Source organism: Brevundimonas sp. FV1ye28 (assembly GCF_058681135.1).
The window spans coordinates 956,351-975,353 of the sequence record NZ_CM178731.1 but is presented as its reverse complement, the minus strand read 5'-3'; the positions used below and the strand labels follow the sequence as shown (position 1 = coordinate 975,353).

General features: G+C 66.3%; 22 protein-coding genes. 15 read left to right on the top strand and 7 right to left on the bottom strand.

The features are described from left to right. Positions 1-129: 129 nt before the first annotated feature. Positions 130-876, bottom strand: coding sequence for an SDR family oxidoreductase (locus ACW171_RS05000; RefSeq protein WP_492095992.1), 747 nt, complete (start codon positions 874-876; stop codon positions 130-132). A 104-nt stretch (positions 877-980) separates the two neighbouring features. Between ACW171_RS05000 and ACW171_RS04995 the strand changes: the two genes are divergently transcribed. Together ACW171_RS04995 and ACW171_RS04990 are read left to right on the top strand one after the other, a co-directional pair. Next, positions 981-1,382, top strand: coding sequence for a winged helix-turn-helix transcriptional regulator (locus ACW171_RS04995; RefSeq protein ID WP_492095991.1), 402 nt, complete (start codon positions 981-983; stop codon positions 1,380-1,382). Between the two features lie 88 nt (positions 1,383-1,470). Then, a complete protein-coding gene (locus ACW171_RS04990) occupies positions 1,471-2,490 on the top strand; it encodes a hypothetical protein (RefSeq protein ID WP_492095990.1) in 1,020 nt (339 codons plus the stop codon). A 29-nt stretch (positions 2,491-2,519) separates the two neighbouring features. Here the strand turns inward: ACW171_RS04990 and ACW171_RS04985 are convergent, their stop codons facing one another. Further along, entirely contained in the window at positions 2,520-3,236 is a 717-nt protein-coding gene (locus ACW171_RS04985; RefSeq protein ID WP_492095989.1) for an HAD-IA family hydrolase, read from the bottom strand. Between the two features lie 67 nt (positions 3,237-3,303). On the opposite strand from ACW171_RS04985, the gene glmU reads away from it, so the two are divergent. Together glmU and rpiA are read left to right on the top strand one after the other, a co-directional pair. Further along, complete coding sequence (gene glmU / locus ACW171_RS04980) at positions 3,304-4,656, top strand: bifunctional UDP-N-acetylglucosamine diphosphorylase/glucosamine-1-phosphate N-acetyltransferase GlmU (RefSeq protein WP_492095988.1); 1,353 nt, start codon at positions 3,304-3,306, stop codon at positions 4,654-4,656. Then, the gene (rpiA, locus tag ACW171_RS04975) at positions 4,653-5,336 is read left to right on the top strand and encodes a ribose-5-phosphate isomerase RpiA (RefSeq protein ID WP_492095987.1); all 684 of its coding nucleotides are present in this window, start codon (positions 4,653-4,655) and stop codon (positions 5,334-5,336) included. Before glmU ends, rpiA begins: the two co-directional genes overlap by 4 nt. Positions 5,337-5,355: 19 nt before the next feature. Here rpiA and ACW171_RS04970 read toward each other — a convergent pair whose 3' ends face one another. Further along, the gene (locus ACW171_RS04970) at positions 5,356-6,312 is read right to left on the bottom strand and encodes a hypothetical protein (protein WP_492095986.1); all 957 of its coding nucleotides are present in this window, start codon (positions 6,310-6,312) and stop codon (positions 5,356-5,358) included. A 296-nt stretch (positions 6,313-6,608) separates the two neighbouring features. Here ACW171_RS04970 and gor point away from each other — a divergent pair, with 296 nt between their 5' ends. Beyond that, the gene (gene gor, locus ACW171_RS04965; protein ID WP_492095985.1) at positions 6,609-8,000 is read left to right on the top strand and encodes a glutathione-disulfide reductase; all 1,392 of its coding nucleotides are present in this window, start codon (positions 6,609-6,611) and stop codon (positions 7,998-8,000) included. On the opposite strand, the gene ACW171_RS04960 is transcribed toward gor, so the two are convergent. Together ACW171_RS04960 and ACW171_RS04955 are read right to left on the bottom strand one after the other, a co-directional pair. Beyond that, positions 7,997-8,326 (bottom strand): DUF5615 family PIN-like protein, encoded by a 330-nt coding sequence (locus ACW171_RS04960; protein ID WP_492095984.1) that lies wholly within the window; start codon positions 8,324-8,326, stop codon positions 7,997-7,999. The two genes, gor and ACW171_RS04960, sit on opposite strands and share 4 nt — an antisense overlap. Continuing rightward, the gene (locus ACW171_RS04955; RefSeq protein ID WP_492095983.1) at positions 8,323-8,550 is read right to left on the bottom strand and encodes a DUF433 domain-containing protein; all 228 of its coding nucleotides are present in this window, start codon (positions 8,548-8,550) and stop codon (positions 8,323-8,325) included. Before ACW171_RS04955 ends, ACW171_RS04960 begins: the two co-directional genes overlap by 4 nt. 75 nt (positions 8,551-8,625) lie before the next feature. Between ACW171_RS04955 and ACW171_RS04950 the strand changes: the two genes are divergently transcribed. From ACW171_RS04950 to ACW171_RS04940, 3 genes are all read left to right on the top strand, one after another. Then, positions 8,626-9,996: a class II 3-deoxy-7-phosphoheptulonate synthase gene (locus tag ACW171_RS04950; protein WP_492095982.1), complete on the top strand. Its 1,371-nt coding sequence runs from the start codon at positions 8,626-8,628 to the stop codon at positions 9,994-9,996. Continuing rightward, on the top strand, positions 9,993-10,580 hold the full coding sequence (locus ACW171_RS04945; RefSeq protein ID WP_492095981.1) for a prephenate dehydratase domain-containing protein: 588 nt from the start codon (positions 9,993-9,995) through the stop codon (positions 10,578-10,580). The genes ACW171_RS04950 and ACW171_RS04945 overlap by 4 nt, the downstream gene beginning before the upstream one ends. 282 nt (positions 10,581-10,862) lie before the next feature. Continuing rightward, the gene (locus ACW171_RS04940) at positions 10,863-11,633 is read left to right on the top strand and encodes a chorismate mutase (protein WP_492095980.1); all 771 of its coding nucleotides are present in this window, start codon (positions 10,863-10,865) and stop codon (positions 11,631-11,633) included. 4 nt (positions 11,634-11,637) lie between these two features. Here the strand turns inward: ACW171_RS04940 and ACW171_RS04935 are convergent, their stop codons facing one another. Next, positions 11,638-12,144 (bottom strand): c-type cytochrome, encoded by a 507-nt coding sequence (locus tag ACW171_RS04935; protein ID WP_492095979.1) that lies wholly within the window; start codon positions 12,142-12,144, stop codon positions 11,638-11,640. Positions 12,145-12,207: 63 nt separating this feature from the next. Continuing rightward, positions 12,208-13,080, bottom strand: a complete 873-nt coding sequence (gene panC, locus ACW171_RS04930) for a pantoate--beta-alanine ligase (protein WP_492095978.1) — start codon at positions 13,078-13,080, stop codon at positions 12,208-12,210. A gap of 75 nt (positions 13,081-13,155) precedes the next feature. On the opposite strand from panC, the gene ACW171_RS04925 reads away from it, so the two are divergent. From ACW171_RS04925 to ACW171_RS04895, 7 genes are all read left to right on the top strand, one after another. After that, positions 13,156-13,794: an SPOR domain-containing protein gene (locus tag ACW171_RS04925; protein ID WP_492095977.1), complete on the top strand. Its 639-nt coding sequence runs from the start codon at positions 13,156-13,158 to the stop codon at positions 13,792-13,794. 121 nt (positions 13,795-13,915) lie between these two features. Continuing rightward, complete coding sequence (locus ACW171_RS04920) at positions 13,916-14,749, top strand: division plane positioning ATPase MipZ (RefSeq protein ID WP_492095976.1); 834 nt, start codon at positions 13,916-13,918, stop codon at positions 14,747-14,749. A 13-nt stretch (positions 14,750-14,762) separates the two neighbouring features. Beyond that, the gene (locus ACW171_RS04915) at positions 14,763-15,182 is read left to right on the top strand and encodes a J domain-containing protein (RefSeq protein WP_492095975.1); all 420 of its coding nucleotides are present in this window, start codon (positions 14,763-14,765) and stop codon (positions 15,180-15,182) included. Positions 15,183-15,385: 203 nt separating this feature from the next. Continuing rightward, complete coding sequence (locus ACW171_RS04910) at positions 15,386-16,978, top strand: carboxyl transferase domain-containing protein (RefSeq protein ID WP_492095974.1); 1,593 nt, start codon at positions 15,386-15,388, stop codon at positions 16,976-16,978. Then, positions 16,978-17,649: a nucleotidyl transferase AbiEii/AbiGii toxin family protein gene (locus ACW171_RS04905; protein WP_492095973.1), complete on the top strand. Its 672-nt coding sequence runs from the start codon at positions 16,978-16,980 to the stop codon at positions 17,647-17,649. Before ACW171_RS04910 ends, ACW171_RS04905 begins: the two co-directional genes overlap by 1 nt. Then, positions 17,646-17,933 (top strand): hypothetical protein, encoded by a 288-nt coding sequence (locus ACW171_RS04900; RefSeq protein ID WP_492095972.1) that lies wholly within the window; start codon positions 17,646-17,648, stop codon positions 17,931-17,933. Before ACW171_RS04905 ends, ACW171_RS04900 begins: the two co-directional genes overlap by 4 nt. 11 nt (positions 17,934-17,944) lie before the next feature. After that, a complete protein-coding gene (locus ACW171_RS04895) occupies positions 17,945-18,844 on the top strand; it encodes an enoyl-CoA hydratase-related protein (protein ID WP_492095971.1) in 900 nt (299 codons plus the stop codon). Positions 18,845-19,003: the final 159 nt, after the last annotated feature.

Here is a 19,003-nt window from a genome sequence, read left to right as displayed (position 1 = left end):
AACATGTTCGTCGCCGACCTGCGCCGCAACGACGCGACGGCGCAGGAATTCTAAGAAGACGATTAGAAAAACTCTTTCGTCATCCCCGGTCTCCGCTTCGCTTCGCCGCAGGATGACGAAAGAAGGGGATCAGTGCGCCCCGTTCAGCATCCCATACACCGACGCATAGTCCCCGCGCCGTTCCGCCTCGCTCAGGAACCTGACGCGTTGCACCTGCACCTCATCCACACCCGCCTCGAATAGCGCCAGGCTCTCTGCCGTGAACTCGTCCAGCGGCATGGACCGAGGATCCGCCGCATGGCCCGGCATCAGGTCGGTCGCCACGGCGGGCGGGGCCCATTCCACGACCTTGACCGAGGTCCCGGCCAACTGAGTCCTCAGCGCCTGGGTCCAGGAATGGATCGCCGCCTTGGTCGCCGAATAGGTCGGCGTCGCCGCCAGCGGCACGAAGGCCAGGCCGGACGACACCGTGACGAAGGTCGCCGACGGCTTGGTCAGGAGATGCGGCAGCACCGCCGCCGCCAGCCGGATCGTGCCCAACAGGTTGATTGCGACGGTGTCGTCCACCACGCCCATGTCGAAGGTCCCGGCCGACAGGGTCTCGGCCTTCATGATCCCGGCGTTGGAGATGACGGCGTTCAGATCGGGATGGGCGGCGATGACCTTTGCGGCGAAGGCGGCGATCGACCCGGCGTCGGCGACGTCCACGGTCTCGAACGCCATGCCCGGATTGGCGGCGCAGACCTCTTGCAGCACCTCGGCGCGGCGGCCGGCGATGATGACCTTGGCGCCCTTGGCGTGCAGGGCCTCGGCGAAGGCGCGGCCGATGCCCGTGCCGCCGCCGGTGATCAGGACGGTGTCTTTGGCGGTATTCATGAGGTGTCTCCGTGGGGTGCGAACCGATGGACGGTCAGCTATACCCGACACTCTCCAACGGGAAGTAGGCACCCGAAGGTTCTGTACGCACCCAAGGGTAAGAAATGACCACCGCTGCCGTCCGCCCGCCCATTTTCGATCATCCGCCCGTCGATCCGCGCGTGGAGGCCCTGGTCACCGAGGTCATCGGCCGGGTCGCCGACAAGTGGACGATGATCGTTCTGGAGGTGCTGGTCGAACACGGCGAGCTGCGTTTCACCCGCCTGGCCGAACTGTCCGAAGGCATCAGCCAGAAGATGCTGACCCAGACCCTGCGCGCCATGGAACGCGACGGCCTGGTCATCCGCACGGTCCACCCGGTCATCCCGCCCAAGGTCGAATACCGCCTGACCGACCTCGGCTTCAGCCTGGCCGAGGCGTTCTGCGGCGTGTGGATGTGGGCGGAGAAGAATCTGGAGCGGATTGAGGGCTCGCGGGCAGCGTTCGACGAGGCGAAGGCGAGGTAAGTTCTCAACCTTTGGTATTGACACCTCCAAGTGGTGTGGAAACATTGCACCCAATGCGGCAAATCGATCGGCTGAATCTCTCGTCGTCTTGAAACGACCGAGAATACGGGGTGGCAAAATCGAAATCCTGCCGATCCACTTTGATGTGCCCGGGCATCAGCTTCCGCTATCAACATTCGTCCAGACGTCTGAGCAGACCGAAGCGGTTTTGCGCAGCCTGAACAGGGAGTTGTTCGACGGGAAGCTCAGGTTTGAGCTCGTCGTTTTGCCGCCGGAGGAAGGCAGTTTTCTAACCCGCTTGGGCATCGTCGTCGCCGCAGGTTGGGCCATTGTCTGGTCATTTGTAGAAAGCGACGTTGGTAAGGCCTTCATAAAAGGTTTGACCGATCATGAGCCGGCTTACTGGTCAGAAAATCTCGGCAAGGCTGCAAAGGCTGCTGTCGCGGCTGGCAAACAGGCCGAAGATTTAGATGCGGAAGAGGAAAACGACGTCGCGGCGTCGATAGCGGTCGCCGCGACGACCTCCTTTTTGCAGATGTCGACGGAAGAGTTGGAGCGCGTTGGCGTCAGCCGCCAGCGCTTTAGAGATGCTTACGAGGCCAAAAACACTTTCTATGAGGCGTGTGCAGCGACGCCCGGTTTACGAGGAGTAGGCTTTAGCGAAGCGCCCGAGTTTCCAGTGTCCCGAGACGACTTTGTGCGTCTCCAAGTGATGCTTCCTCCAAAGAAAGATGAGCCCGAAGTTCCTTGGTTTGTTGCCACTTCGCTGCTCAACGTCAGTTCACCGAACTGGGATCGATCTGATCGATCTCGCCAATGGAAGGCGAGGGACGTGAATGGGCGCGACAGGTATTTCCGTATTGAGGATGATGATTTTTGGGGCTGCGTTTCCGCAGGCACTATCAGCGCTCACATCATCGATACGATGAAGGTCCAATGGGCGTACCAGGGAAGGCCTGACCAACCCAAAAACTGTCGTGTGCTGAGAGTCTTGGAATTCAATGACGTCGCACTCGCAAGCCCACTGAGCGATGAAGCCTTGATGGGTCAGCTTACGCTGATTGCGGACCTTGATGATGACCAAGGCGACTTGTTCCGAGGTGCTTAGCTCAGACTTGAGCAAAGCTGATCAGAATCTCAACCCCCCGTCAGTGCCCGCGTCACATAGTGCTCCACCACGATCATATCGACGGCCTCCTCGATGTCCTCGAAGGCGTCGACGATGATGTCGGGCTCCAGGTCCTCCATCGGGATCGGGGTGTAGCCGAACGTGACCCCGATGACGGGCAGGCCGGCGTCGCGGGCGCAGCCGATGTCCGGCGCCGCGTCACCCACCATGATGGCGCGCTCTGGGTCGCCGCCGACCGACTTGACCGCCTCGACCAGATGCTTGCCCGAGGGCTTGCGCTCGCTGACGCGGTCCGGGCCGACGATTGCGGCGAAATGTTTCGTCAGATCGATCTTGCCCAGCAGCAGTTCCGACAGGTCCGACCGCTTGTTGGTCACGACGACCAGGGTCGCGCCGCGTTCGGCCAGGGTCTCCAGCGTCTCGACCACCCCCTCGAACGGGACGGAATGGTCGGCGATGTGCTCGATGTAGTCGGCGATGAAGGCGTCGAACAGTTGTGTGGAGGCGGCGCGCTCGGCCGAGGCTCCGGCCAACTCGAACCCGTGCTTCAGCAGCGCTCGCGCCCCGCCGCCGATCAGTTCGCGCGCGCTCTCCATCGGCGCGGGCGGCAGGCCTTCGAGAACCAGCATCCGGTTCAGGGTGCCGACCAGATCCTCGTGCGTCTCGACCAGGGTGCCGTCCAGGTCGAAGGCTATGGTCCAGCCTTCAAGGTCGCGTTCGATCATGGTTCGTCTCCCGTCAGGCCCGCCGATGGGTTAGACCTCGCGCCGTGACTAGCCGCCGGACCGATTCATGACCACCACTTCCGCCAGAGCCGCCATCATCCTCGCCGCCGGCCAGGGAACGCGGATGAAGTCGCCCCTGCCCAAGGTGCTGCACCCCGTGGGTCACCGCGCCATGCTCGACCACGCCATCGACGCGGCCGAGGCCCTGGGCTGCGAGCGGATCGTCGTCGTCGTCGGCTCGCACTCGCCGGAGGTCCGCGACCATGTCGTCGCGCGTCTCGGCGAAGACGCCATCGCGGTTCAGGACTCGCCGATGGGCACCGGCCACGCCGTCCGCGCGGCGGAAGGTCTGCTGGGCGACTTCATCGGCCAGGTGGTGGTCACATACGGCGACGTGCCCTTGCTCCGAGCGCCCGACATCGAGGCGGTGTTCGAGAAGCACGACGGCGTCACCGTCATCGGCTTCGAGGCCGCCGACCCCGGCGCCTATGGTCGCCTCGTCATGGACGGCGAAACCCTGACCGCCATCACCGAGGCGAAGGAGGCGTCGCCTGAGGTTCTGGCCATAACCACCTGTAATTCGGGCGTCATGGCCGCGCCTGTAGGCCTGCTGTTCTCGCTGCTGGCCGAGGTCACCAACGCCAACGCCAAGGGCGAATACTACCTGACCGACGTGGTCGAACTGGCCCGCAAACGCGGCGAACCGACCCGGGTGACCATGGCGTCCGAAGATGCGGTCATGGGCGTCAACGCCCAGAGCGAGCTGGCCCAGGCCGAGGCCCTGTTCCAGAAGGTCCAGCGCGACACCTTCCTCGCCGCCGGGGTCACGATGGCGGCGCCCGACACCGTCCACTTCGCCTGGGACACGGAGATCGGCGCTGGATCAATCATTGAGCCCTTCGTCGTCTTCGGCCCCGGCGCCAAGATCGCCGAGCGCGCCCGCATCCGCAGCTTCAGCCATATCGAAGGCGCGACCGTCGCCACCGGCGCCGAGGTCGGTCCCTATGCCCGGCTGCGTCCCGGCGCCGATCTGGGCGAGGACGTGAAGGTCGGAAACTTCGTCGAGGTGAAGAACGTCCGCATGGAGCCGGGCGCCAAGGCCAACCACCTGTCCTATCTCGGCGACGGCTCGGTCGGGGCGGGCGCCAACATTGGCGCGGGCACGATCTTCTGCAATTACGACGGGTACAACAAGGCGAAGACCGTGGTGGGAGAGGGGGCCTTCGTGGGCTCCAACTCCTCGCTGGTCGCGCCCGTGACCATCGGCGCCGGCGCCATCGTCGGCTCGGGTTCGGTGATCGTCGAGGACGTGCCGGCCGACGCCCTGGCCCTGGCGCGCGGACGTCAGGTCAACAAGGACGGGGCCGGCGCGGCCTTCCGCGACAAGGCCAAGGCGAAGAAGGCGGCGAAATCTAAATGAGCGACCACCAGAAACAGATCGCCGGCGAAGCGGCAGCGGAACGCGTCGAGGCCGGCATGATCGTCGGGCTCGGCACCGGCTCCACCGCCGCCTGGTTCGTCAAGGCGCTGGCCGCCCGCAACCTGACCGGCCTGCGCTGCGTCCCGACGTCCGAGAACACCGCCGACCTGGCCCGCGAGCTGGGCCTGCCTCTGGTCTCGCTGGAGGATGTGTCGAAGATCGACCTGACCGTCGACGGCGCCGACGAGGTCGGGCCGGGTCTGGCCCTGATCAAGGGCGGCGGCGCGGCCTTGCTTCGCGAAAAACTGGTGTGGGAGGCCTCGGCCCGCTGCATCGTCATCGCCGATGCGGCCAAGGTCGTGCCGGTGCTGGGCGCCTTCCCCCTCCCGATCGAGGTCGTCGCCTTCGGACACAAGACGACGGGCAACCGCATCGCCGACGTCCTGATCGACCACGACATCCAGATGCCCGCCCGCCTGCGTCAGGCCGATCGCGGCGTGGTCCGCACAGATGGTGGCAACCTGATCTACGACGCGAAATGCCAGGCGATCCATGACCCTGTCCGCCTCGCCGACGACCTCAAGCTGATCACCGGCGTGGTCGAGCACGGCCTCTTCCTCGACCTCGCCGACGAGGCGATCATCGGCACGGACGCGGGCGTGGAGATCAGGCTGCCCTGACCGCCACGCCGCGAGGAGCCTATTGCTCGACTTCGTTCAGCCGGGCGTGGGCGCGATGGATCGAGCTGGCGATCTCGCGATTGGCCGCCCGCGTACTGCGCAGGGTGCGTTGCGCCTGGTAGAGGCCTTCCAGGTAGGCGAGGTCCCACTGGGTCAGGCTGTCGGCCGTTTCCGGCGCGTCGAACACGTTGAGCACCGAGGCGTAGGCGCTGGTGTCCGCTTCCGGATCGATCTGGGCGAAGACGACCATCGATACGTAGTCGGCCAGTTGCTGGGCCGAGACGTTCGCCACCTGGTCCACGTCCAGCACCACGACAGTCTGGATGATCTCATCGACGACCTGGGTGGTCAGGTTCGAGGCCCGGCGGGTCGTCACGATGGGGGCGTAGGTGTGTGACCGGTCGCATTCGTTGCGGCAGTCGCCGGGCAGACGCACGGCGCGGAGGCCCGTGTCGGCATCGACGGGCATGCTGACGGTCCACCAGCGGACGGGCGCATCAGATGCCTTGAACGCGTCATAGGCCGTGAAGCCCCGGTCCATGCCGCTGCCGCCCATCAGGAAGCGCGAACGCCGCTCGGTCAGTTCCTCGGTCGCGGCGTCCGAATCTGCCGCAGCGACAATCATGACGTTCGGCTGGCAGCCCGGGCGACCCGTCTCCAGACCCAGATCCTGGGCCACCGTCTGGACGCGATCAACGATGTACTGGCCGACGTCGTTGCGCAGGTTGGCGACGCCGACGCACACGCGGTTGTCCCATCGTGCCAGACCCCGGTTCCGGGCAGGGGCGGCGACCTCGTCGACGAAGTTCAGGATCATGGTGTCCAGCGGACGGCCCGTGACTTCGATGTCCTCCAGCCGGACTGGCTCGCCGGTCTGGGCGGCCTGTGGTGCGGCCTGGATCGGTCGGATCGACGCATTGGCGTCACCCTCGATCGACAGGGTGACCATGACGGCCAGGGCGGCGAACGTAAGCATGACGATGTCTCTCCTGAACAGGCTCCGGCGACGACGCTAGCACCGATCTTGGGTTGTTCAACTGAGACGGATTCAACGCAGTCACCGTGTCTGCAGAGCGACGGTGGAAGTATCCCGCGTGGAAGCCGGCGCAGGCCTCCCGGTCTCGCACCCTCGTTTGGCGCTGCGGCAGCTTGTTCCGACTGGCTGCGGCGCCTAAATCCATCCGCCGACGTGGCCGGCGACACCGGCCTCTCCGAACGCTTCGGACGCTTCGGACGCTTCGGACTGTATTTTTCGACTACATCGAGACCCAAATGGCCGACTACGACTACGACCTCTTCGTCATCGGCGCCGGCTCCGGCGGGGTGCGCGCTGCGCGCCTGACGGCGCTGGGTGGCAAGCGGGTCGCGGTGGCCGAGGAGTTTCGCGTCGGCGGCACCTGCGTCATCCGCGGCTGCGTGCCCAAGAAATTCATGGTCATGGCCTCGGACTTCGCCCACCAGTTCGAGACGGCGGAGGGTTATGGCTGGACCGTCGAGGCCAGCTTCGACTGGCCGAAGTTCATCGAGGCCAAGGACGTCGAGATCGCACGCCTGTCGGGCATCTATGCGGCCAACCTGGGCAAGGCGGGTGTCGATCTGGTCCACGGGCGCGCCGTTCTGAAGGACCGGCACACGGTGGAGGTCACGCACCGAGACGGCGGCGAGACCCGCACCATCACCGCCGAAAAGATCCTGATCGTCACCGGCGGCCGGCCTTGGATGCCGGAGACACTGACGGGCATCGAGCATGCCATCAGCTCGGAGGAGGCCTTCCACCTGCCGGAACTGCCCAAGCGCATCCTGATCGCGGGCGGCGGCTATATCGCGGTGGAGTTCGCGGGCATCTTCGCCGGGCTGGGCGTGGAGACGACCCTGATCTATCGCGGGCCCAACATTCTGCGCGGCTTCGACGACGACGTGCGCGCCCATCTGGCCGGAGAGATCGAGAAGCGCGGCATCAAGGTCATCCTCGGCTGCCAGCACTCGGAAATCAGAAAGACCGCAACCGGCCTGGTCAACGTGCTGGAGAACGGCATGGAGCTGGAAACAGACGTCGTCATGTTCGCCACCGGCCGTGTCCCGCACGTCGTGGACCTGGGCCTGGAGGCCGCCGGCGTCGAGCTGAACGACAAGGGCGCGATCAAGGTCGACACCCTGTCGAAGACCACCGCCGACAACATCTGGGCCATCGGCGACGTCACCGACCGGATGAACCTGACCCCCGTCGCCATCCGCGAGGCGGTCGCCTTCCACGAGACCGTCTACAACGACAACCCCCAGCATTTCGACTACGAGGCCGTCGCCACCGCGGTCTTCTCACAGCCGCCGGTCGGCGTCGTAGGCCTGACCGAGAGCGAAGCGCGTCACACCTGTGCCAAGGGCGTCGACGTCTACGTCACCCGCTTCCGGCCGATGAAATACGCCTTCACCGGCTCGGACGAGCGGGTGCTGATGAAGCTGGTGGTGGACGCCGACACCGACCGCGTCGTCGGCGTCCATATCGTCGGCCCGGAAGCGCCCGAGATGATCCAGCTGGCCGCCATCGCCGTGAAGGCCGGCCTGACCAAGGCCCAGTGGGACGCCACCTGCGCCGTCCACCCGACCATGGCCGAGGAACTGGTGACGCTGAAGGTCAAGCAGTCTCAGGACGTCAGCGCGGGTTAGCGGACCTCGACGACTGTGGTGTCTTCGTTGAACTGGTTCAGCACCCTGAGCCAGTTTGTCCGCATCCTCTCCATCAGCCGCGACTTGCGGATGTTTCCGGTGCGTATCCAGATCAGAGGTGGTGCGGGAGAACGGGTCGCCGACCAGTTGGCGAAGTCACCGTCCTGGGTGATGACGACCGCCGACCGGCTGGTCGCTTCGCGCCAGATCCAGTCGTCAGATGCGCCGACCTCATGCAGTTCGTTCACGTGCCAGGCCTCATGCCCGAGTGAGCGCAGCCAGACCGAGACCTCGTCGGGCAGGTTGGCATCGATGATGAACTTCACTCGGCGACGATGGCCGTGCGGCTGGTCACCGCATAGGCCCAGGCTAGGCAGGCCCGGATATCGTCAGGTTCGAGGTAGGAATAGCCCTCGAGGATGTCCTCGGCAGTATCCCCCGCCGACAGCATGCCCAGGACGTCCTCGACGCGAATCCGCATGCCCCGGATGCTCGGCTTTCCGAAGTTTTGGTCGGGGTTGATGGTGATGCGCTTCAAAAGGGGGTCCATGCCGACATCTTACCACGTCGCGGATACCGACGCACATTTGTTGTCTCGCAGGCGCGAGACGCCTATCTTGCGGACATGACCAAGCGCTGGACCCCTGAATCCTGGAGAAACAAGCCCGTCGTGCACATGCCGATGGACTATCCGGACGCGCGCGCACTGACCGCCGTCGAAGACGAACTGCGCGCCCTGCCGCCGCTCGTGTTCGCGGGCGAGGCGCGCAGCCTGACCGCCAAACTGGCCCAGGTGGAGGCGGGCGACGCCTTCCTGCTTCAGGGCGGGGACTGCGCCGAGAGCTTCAAGGAGTTCTCGACCGACAACATTCGCGACACCTTCCGCCTGATCCTTCAGATGGCCGTGGTCCTGACCTTCGCCGGTCGCAAGCCTGTGGTGAAGGTCGGTCGCATCGCCGGCCAGTTCGCCAAGCCGCGCTCCTCGCCGCTGGAAGAGATCGACGGCGTCGAACTGCCGTCCTACCGCGGTGACAACATCAACGGCTCGGCCTTCACGCCCGAGGAACGGATCCCCGATCCCCAGCGGCTGCTGAAGGCCTACAACCAGTCGGCCTCGACCCTGAACCTTCTGCGCGCCTTCGCAGGCGGCGGCTATGCCGACCTGTACAACATCCATCGCTGGACCCAGGGCTTCGCCGACGGCGGCGTCGGTGCCCAGTACCGCGAACTGGCCGAGAAGATCGCCGAGGCCTTGGCCTTCATGGAGGCGGTCGGCGTTACGCCCGAGACCCATCCGGACTTGAGCCGCGTCGAGGTCTTCACCTCGCACGAGGCCCTACTGCTGAACGTCGAGAGTGCCCTGACGCGTCTCGATGGCGGTTCGGGCGAGTGGTTCGACACCTCGGCACACATGCTGTGGATCGGTGAGCGCACGCGTCAGCTGGACGGCGCCCACGTCGAGTTCATGCGCGGGATCAAGAACCCGATCGGCGTGAAGTGCGGCCCGACGATGGAGCCGGACGACCTGCTGCCCCTGATCGACGCCCTGAACCCGGACAATATCCCCGGCCGCCTGACCCTGATCGGCCGCTTCGGCCACGACAAGGTCCATGGCCGTCTGCCGAAACTCATGTCGGCGGTGAAGGCCCATGGCAAGCGCGTCATCTGGTCGATCGACCCGATGCACGGCAATACGCTGAAGGCCTCGAACGGCTACAAGACCCGTCCGTTCGACCGCATTCTCAGCGAGGTGAAGGGCTTCATTGAAGTCGCCGAGCACGAGGGCGTCCATCCCGGCGGCGTCCACCTGGAAATGACCGGCCAGAACGTCACCGAATGCATCGGCGGGGCCACGGCTGTCTCGGAGGACGACCTGTCGAGCCGCTACCACACCCACTGCGACCCCCGCCTCAACGCCGACCAGGCGCTGGAGCTGGCCTTCCTGGTGGCTGAGCGTCTCAAGACCGGCCGCCTGAACAGGTCGAAGGCCGCATGACCACCGGCGACGTGGGCAGGCCTGATCACGACGACCGGGGAGGGCGCACCGCCTTCCAGGGTGCCCCGGGCGCATTCAGCCACGAAGCCTGCCTCGACCTGCGTCCCTGGGACCAGCATGTGCCGTTCGAAACCTTCGCCGAGGCCATCCAGGCGGTGCAATCGGGCGACTGCGATTGCGCCTTGATACCGATCGAGAACTCCACGATCGGCGTCGTCGAGCCCGCTGCGACCCTGGTCGCCGCAGCCGGCCTGCCGATCGTCGGCGACGCCTGGCGCCCGATTCGCATGGCCCTGATGGCCATCGACGGCGTCGAGATCGGTCAGATCCGCAGCGTGGCCAGTCACCCCGTCGCCCTGCGCCAGTGTGCCGGCAAGCTGGCGGCCCTGAACGTGGAGATCATCGAGGCCTTCGACACTGCCGGCGCCGCGCGCGAGGTGTCCGAAAGCGGCGATAGCACTCGCGCCGCCATCGCTCCGGTCGCCGCAGCCGAGGTCTATGGTCTGTCGGTTCTGCGCAACGACCTTCAGGATTCCGACGACAACCGCACGCGATTTGTTCTTCTGGCCCGCGAACCGGGTTGACGTCGCACGATCGTTGCGTGTCTTAAGGACCGACGGATCGCCCACGATCCGAACAACCGGTTCGACCCATGTCCCCGCTGCGCGCTTCGCTTTCGACCCTTTCGCTCCGCTCGCGCGCGGCTGCCTCCTATTTTGGCGGCTATTTCTACGGCTTTCGATACGCCGGCTGAGGCCTCGAGCGACCCCCGCTCCTGACAGCCTCGCCGGCGACCGCCCTTCACCAGGGCGGCGGCGCACCCATTCGCCCTTCATCGAAATGCATCCCGTGAAAGCCCAAGTCCCATGCCGAATTCGAACCTCCAGCAAGTCTGGCCCGACATGAATCCCGAAGAGATGTCGCCCGAACAGATGGCTCTGGCCGCCCTGCGTCACGAGATCGACCTCGTCGACGACGAGATCCTGGCCCTGTTCCAGCGCCGCCTCGCCATCGCCGCCAAGGTCGGCCTCGCCAAGGACGCCCCGCACGGCCCCCACACCAAGCTGCGCCCCGACCGCGAACAGACCGTCCTCAGCCGCGTCATGGCCAAGGCTGAGCCAGAGAACGCCACGGCCGTCGAAGGCCTGTGGCGCGAGATCGTCGGGTGGGGGCTGGCGCGTCAGGGTCAGCTTCAGGTCCAGGTCTGGGCTCCGACCGATCCGACCCGCGCCTTCGACGGCGCCCGCCACCGCTTCGGCACGGCCGCCTCGATCCGCATGGTTCGCGACCCTCAGGCCGCCCTGGCCTTCGCCGCCGAGGGCAAGGGCGTCGCCGTTCTGGCCGTCAACACCGACGATTCCTGGTGGGTCGGTCTGCGCCGCGACTGGTCGAGCCTGAGCGTCTTCGACGGCTTCGGTTCGGCGGGCGGACAGCCGACCTCCCTGGCGGTGGGCAAGATCGATCCGGCCGCCCTGCCCAAGGGCCGTCGCGTCGTGGTCTCTGCGGGCGGTGACGCCGGCGACGGCGGCGGCGCGCGTCGCTGGGGCCTGAACACCCACCACGGCTGGACCCTGGCCCTGACCGAGGCGGACCTGACCCCCGGCGACGCCGAGGGCTGCGTCGGAGCGATCGGCTGAGGTCTTAGACGGTTGGCGTCGGCGGTGTTGCGCCTGGCGGCAGCGGGGCCGGCGAAGGCTGGCCCGGATCGCCCGGCAGCGACTTGATGTAGCGATAAATGTTGCGTTTGTCGGCCTCCGACAGGGCGCGAACGCTGGGCCACGGCATGGGCGGAAGGCTGCTGCCCGTCGCCAGAAGGTTCACCCACTCGTCCTCCGAATGACCGGCGACGGTCAGGCGCAGGTTCTTGCCGTAGCTCGTTCCCCACGGTCCCGAGTGGGGTTCGCTGGATCCCTTCAGCCACTCGGCCTCGGCCGGTTCTGCACCGCCGGTCATGGCATAGCGTGGCGTGTGGCAGTCGTTGCAGCCTCCGACCACCACCGCATAGCGGCCCGCCAAGATATCGGTCGCGGCGACGATGGTCGGGCCTTTGGTCACATCGACTTCAGCGGTCACCGTGCTTTCAACCGGCGAGCAGGCAGCCAGAAGCCCGGCTGCGCCGAGGCAGGCCGCGATGGTCGTTCTGTTCATTTGAAATTCCCCCGTTCGCCGAAGGAAGCTCCAACCTGGGTCTAACGTCAACTCACGACGGTGTCAGGCCGCCGGGACGGCCATGTTGTCGATCAGCCGCGTCTTGCCCAGCCAGGCTGCAACCAGAATCCGTGCCGGTCCATCGACGACACCGTTCGGGAAAGCGGCCAGATCGTCCGCCCGACGCACGGCGACATAGTCCACCCGTTGGAAACCCGCCTTGAGGATTTCGGCATAGGCCTCGCGCTCGATCGCCGCCAAAGGCCGCCTGTCCGCCGCCTTCATCCCGGCCTCGGCGATGATCCCGTTGAGCCGCCGGGCGATCTCCAGCTCCGCCTCCGACAGATAGGCGTTCCGCGACGACAGGGCCAAACCGTGCCCGTCCCGCTCGGTCGGCGACCCGACGATCTGCGTCGGGATATCCAGATCGCGCGCCATCCGCGTCACGACCATCAGTTGCTGATAGTCCTTCTCGCCGAACACGGCGACGTCGGCCTGAACCTGGTTCAGCAGCTTGGCGACCACGACCGCGACCCCGCCGAAGAAGTGCGGTCGGAAATCCGTCTCCAGCCCCTGCGACGGCCCGCCGACGCTGACACCTGTGACGAAACCTTCCGGGTACATCTGATCCACCGTCGGTGCGAACAACAGGTCGCATCCCGCGCCATCGAGCAGCTCCGCATCCTGCGCCTCTCGGCGGGGATAGGTGCCCAGGTCCTCGTGCGCGGCGAACTGGGTCGGGTTGACGAAGACGCTGGCCACCACCTTGTCCGCCCGCCGCCCAGCCTCGCGCACCAGGGTCAGATGTCCTTCGTGGAGCGCGCCCATCGTCGGCACAAATCCCACGGTGAACCCCTGACGTCGCCACTCGCGCACGGTCTGACGCAACGCTTCGACGGTTCGCGCGATGGGTAGGGGAGGAGGGGTGTGGCTCATGCTTACCGGGTTAACCGTTCGACTTAAGGCTGTTCGTGCACGGGGCGGAAAAACCTGCCGGGCTATGAGGGCCTTATGACGCCCAGCAGAATGCTTCGTCCAGTGCTCCTCGGTCTCGCCGGCCTCGCGACCTCGTCGTGCAGCCTGGTGGAGGGCGATGCGAACCGCTTTGAGGCCATGGCCCAGGTCGTGGCCGACATCCCGCTGGATGGCCAGGCCAGGCCCGCCCGCACGGCGGCCGAGAGCGGTCTGCGGCCCGCAGTCGTGACCCCTGAACAGGTCGCCAATCCTGGTGACCTCCGCGTCGAGGTGATGACCCCCTATGATCTCTGGGACGCCCGCGACGCCGGCTTGCGCGGTGCGGTCGAGGCCGCCGCTCCGGCCCTCATCCAGGCCGCTGCCCCGGCCGTCGCCGAGGCCGTGGTCAAGCGCGTGTCCGCCGAGATGCCGACCCTGCGCCTTGAGCCTGCGCGTGAGACCGCCCGTGCCACCCTCCAGCTCGGTGCCTTCGCCAGCCCCGCCGCCGCCCAGCGCGCCTGGGGCCGTGTCGCAGACGCCGGTCACGACGTGGGCGAGCTGACGCCGGTGTTCGAGGCGGTCGAGGTCGACGGTCGCAGTCTGACCCGCCTCAAGGTCTCCGCCCCTGTCGACGCCGCCCGCGCCGTCTGTCGCGCCGCCGATGCGGCAAGGCTGGGATGTCTGCGCCGGGGCTGATCCACAGGCCTGCGACCACCGCCGCTTAACCTTTCGTTGACGAATGGAGTGTGGGCCTAGATTCTGGCGAACCATGGCGGCCGGCATGTGAGTCGGTCGTCGCCAGCTATCGGAACTCTCCATGACGCAGCCTCAGGTCATCGTCGTCGGCAATGAAAAAGGCGGGGCGGGCAAGTCCACCCTGGCCATCCACATCGTCTGCGGCCTGCTGCACGCGGGTCGCCGCGTCGCCATCCTCGATCTGGACCTGCGCCAGCGGTCGATGAGCCACTTCTTCGCCCACCGCGCGGCCTGGACCTCGGCCAAGGGGGTGGTCCTGCCCATGCCGATCGAACCCGACCTGGGCGACGGCAAGGCCCTGGCCAAGGCCGAAGAGGCCGATCAGATCGCCATCTTCGAGCGCGCCTTCGCCGAGGCGCAGGACGCTGACGTGATCCTGATCGACACCCCCGGCGGCGACACGCCCTTGGCCCGTGCCGCCCACGCCAAGGCCGATCAGATCGTCACCCCGATGAACGACAGCTTCGTCGATTTCGACATGCTGGGCACGGTCGATCCGGTCACGCTCGACCTGCTCAAGCCCTCGACCTATTCCGAGAGCGTCTGGGAGGCCCGCAAGCATCGCGCGATCACCGAAGGCCGCCACGCCGCCATCGACTGGGTCGTGATCACCAACCGCCTCGCGGTCGCCGAGGCGCGCAACCGCAAGCGGCTCGAAGAGCGGATGCTGAAGCTGGCCAAGCGCGTCGGCTTCCGCGTCGGCCCGGGCCTGCGCGACCGGGTCATCTATCGCGAGCTCTTCCCCTTTGGCCTGACCGTCGCCGACCTGTCGAGCGAGGTCCGGCCCGTGGCCGTCTCCCTGGCCCACGTCGCTGCGCGCCAGGAGATGCGCAACCTGATGCAGTCCCTGGGGCTGGACGCCGCGGCTCTTCCGGCCCTGGACGCGGCGGCCTGACCCAGGCTCACCCATGGGCCTGATCTGGCTCGTTCTCGCCGGGATCGTGGTCTGGGCCCTGATCCGCCTCGGTCGTCAGACCGAAGGACCGCGACGCGGACAGTGGCGCGTGGCGGCGACCCTGATCTCCGCCGCCCTCATCGCCGGGGGCGCGCTGGCTCTGGCCAAGGGCACGTGGATCCTGGGCGGAGGACTGGTCGGGGCCGGATTGTGGATGGTCCTGTCGTCGCGAATCCGGACGGTCCCCGTTAGACGCGAAGCGATGGGCGACGCTGAGGCCCGCTCCATCCTTGGCCTCGGCGAGGACGCGACGCCGGAAGCCATCCACTCCGCCTGGCGCCGCCTGATGGGCCGCGCTCACCCGGATCACGGCGGCACCGAGGGATTGGCCGCTCGGCTGAATGCAGCGAGGGATCGGTTGATCAGAAAGTAACCCTCTCCCAGGGGGAGAGGGCTTGAGCGCACGGCGGCGACAGCCGTCGTCCTTGCGCGAAAGGGTGAGGGGCGTGCCCTCACCGGTTCATGTGAACCCCTCACCCTTTCGCCTGAGCCGCATCGCTACGCTCTGCGAGCCTCAAGCCCTCTCCCGCTGGGAGAGGGTTTCCGCATCGGTGAAACCCCCCTAAACCTCGCCCCATGCCGAAGCTGACATCCGCCATCGACCCGCAATCGCCGAGCTTCAAGGCGCTGCACGCCCACAACACCGCGCTGAATGCCGACTTGCGCGAACGCGTCGCCAAGGCAGGGCGCGGCGGCTCCGACGCCAGCCGCGACCGCCACGTCTCGCGCGGCAAGCTTCTCCCCCGCGACCGCGTCGAACGCCTGCTCGATCCCGGTTCGCCCTTCCTGGAGGTAGGCCAGCTCGCCGCCACCGGCATGTACAATGACGAGGCACCCGGTGCCGGCATGATCTGCGGCGTCGGTCGCGTCTCGGGCCGCGAGGTCATGATCGTCGCCAACGACCCGACGGTGAAGGGCGGCGCCTATTTCCCGATTACGGTCAAGAAACACCTCCGCGCCCAGGAGATCGCCGAACAGAACAACCTGCCCTGCGTCTATCTGGTCGATTCCGGCGGGGCCAACCTGCCGCACCAGGCCGAGGTCTTCCCCGACCGCGACCACTTCGGCCGCATCTTCTTCAACCAGGCCAATATGTCGGCCAAGGGCATCCCCCAGATCGCCTGCGTCATGGGCTCCTGCACCGCAGGCGGCGCCTATGTGCCGGCCATGTCGGACGAGACGGTGATCGTCCGCAACCAGGGCACCATCTTCCTGGCCGGCCCACCTTTGGTGAAGGCCGCGACCGGCGAGATCATCTCGGCCGAGGAGCTGGGCGGGGCCGAGACCCACGGCCGCAAGTCCGGCGTCGTCGACTATGTCGCCGAGAACGACGAGCATGCCCTGGAGATCGTCCGCGACATCGTGGGCCACCTCAACAGCGTCAAGCGTGTGGACATGGACGTCCGGGAGCCGAAGGAGCCTGTCCTCGATCCGGCCGAACTCTACGGCCTGATCCCCGACGACGTCCGCGCCCCCTATGACGTGCGCGAGGTCATCGCCCGCATCGTCGACGGCTCGGAGTTCGAGGAGTTCAAATCCCTCTACGGCACGACACTGGTCTGCGGCTTCGCCCGGATCTGGGGCTATCCCGTCGCCATCCTGGCCAACAACGGTGTGCTGTTCTCGGAAAGCGCGCTGAAGGGCGCCCACTTCATCGAACTGGCCTGCAAGCGCAAGATCCCGCTGGTCTTCCTGCAGAACATCTCCGGCTTCATGGTCGGCGGAAAGTACGAGGCCGGCGGCATCGCCAAGGACGGCGCCAAACTGGTCACCGCCGTCGCCAGCGCTAGCGTGCCCAAGTTCACCATCCTGATCGGCGGCAGCTTCGGCGCCGGCAACTACGGCATGTGCGGCCGCGCCTTCGGCCCGCGCTTCCTGTTCACCTGGCCCAACAGCCGGATCAGCGTCATGGGCGGCGAACAGGCGGCCAGCGTCCTCGCCACCGTCCACCGCGACGCCGAGACCTGGACCCCCGAACAGGCCGAAGCCTTCAAGGCGCCGGTCCGCCAGAAATACGAGGACGAGGGCAATCCCTACTACGCCACCGCCCGCCTGTGGGACGACGGCGTCATCGACCCGACCCAGACCCGCGACGTCCTGGGCCTGGCGATCTCGGCCAGTTTGAACGCACCGATACCGGACACGACCTTTGGCGTGTTCAGAATGTGATGGAGGGCGAACTGAAACCTTGCCTGAGCATCCTTCCGCCGCCCCAGCAGCGGTTCTGGCCTGAGTTGGCGGCTCTGCCTGGCTCGTTCACCCTCTATGGCGGGACCGCGATCGCCTTGAGGCTGGGTCATCGAGAGTCGGTCGATTTCGATTTCTTCGCACCTCATCCGATCGACCCCCGGGCGCTCCTTGCCGACCTGCCGCTGTTGTCCGGGGCCACCATTCTGCAGATGGAGCCGAACACCCTGACAGTCGGACTTGATCGGGACGGGCCGATCAAGGTGTCCTTCTTCGGACTGCCGAAACTGGGTCGCATCCGGCCGCCGGACCGGACCATCGACATAGGGCTTTCTGTCGCGTCGTCCCTTGATCTGGGCGGGACCAAGGTCTCGGTCGTGCAGGTGAGAGCGGAGGCAAAGGACTATATCGATGTCCATTCTCTTATCGCCTCCGGACTTGATCTCGCTTCCATGTTGGGAGCGGGATCAGCGATTTACGGCGGCACGTTTTCACCTCAGGCGGCGCTCAAGGCCCTGGTCTACTTCGATGATCCCGATTTGGCCGACCTCTCGCCGATCGTTCGGTCGGGCTTGCGCGAGGCTGTGCGAGGTGTCGATCTGGATAGCGTCCCCAGCTTCGAAGCGATGCCGCCTTGGATGGATCCAGCGTGAGACCGCTTCCGGCGAATCCGGAGATTCTGGAGATCGCTCGCCGAGTGGTCTGGTTCGAACCGCCTGAGGTCGCCCTGTCGAACCCGGTCCGCTTCATGGCCTACGCCTTCCGTTACGCCAGCCATCCGGACATGCGATCGCTAAGGGCCTATGTTTCCGACGCCGAGTTGTCCGAAGCCTTGGAGGCTGCGCCGCCCGGCATCATGGACGACCGTTCCTGGGTCTACTGGCGATTAATGCTCGACCTGCCCCCGCGTCGCCCACCCGTGCGTTCTCTCGCCTGAAAGGCCATTCCATGACCGACAAACCCACCGAATCCGACCTGAACGCGCTGGACATCACCGATGCTGAGGCCGCCGAGATCAACTCCATCTCCCAGCCGCTGGTGCCCGATCCTGCGCCCGACGCGAACGACGACCTGATCCAGGTCGACGGCACCTCCGACGGCGTGGTCTTCGTCACCATCAACCGCCCGCACAAGAAGAACGCCTTCGACGCCGCCACCGTCGCGGCCCTGTACGAGACGTTCGAAACCCTGAACGGGGCCGACAATGTCCGCATCGTCTTCATCCGGGGCGCGGGCGGCACCTTCAGCGCCGGCGCTGACCTGTCTTGGATGCGCGACGCCATCGACTGGTCCGAGAGCGACAATCGCGACGACGCCATGATGCTGGCCAAGATGCTGAAGGCCCTGCACGACATTCCCGCCCTGACGGTCGCCCTGGTCGAGGGCGCGGCCATGGGCGGCGGTGCGGGCATCGTCTGCGCCTGCGACATGGCCGTGGCCATCGAGGGCAGCCGTTTCGCCTTCTCTGAGGTCAAGTTGGGCCTGATCCCCGGCACGATCGCCCCCTATGTGATCGAGGCCGTCGGCGCGCGCCGCGCCAAACAGCTGTTCCTGACCGCCAACATCTTCGACGCCGACTACGCCGCCCACGCCGGGATTATCGACATGGTCCTGCCCGAGGGATCGATGGACGAGTTCGTCTCCATGCTGACCGACAGCCTCAGCCAGAACGCCCCCGGCGCCATGGGCGAGGCCAAGCGCCTGGTCCGCGACGTCGCCGGTCGTCACATCGACCACGGCTTGATGGAAGAGACCGCCAAACGGATCGCCCGCGCGCGGGTCTCCGAAGAAGGCCAGGAAGGCGTCCGCGCCTTCCTCGACAAACGCGCGCCTCGCTGGGCGGAGTAGGGGGCGTCGCTCTCCCCCTGCGGATCGGCGAAGGCCCGCAGGGGGAGACGGAATGCGACGCGAGCTGGCGTCGTCCGCTCGATATTCGTCAACGATTTCAAAGAAAAATCCGACGCCGAGGCTTTATTCTTAACAGTCTCGAAAACCGTGAGACACTGT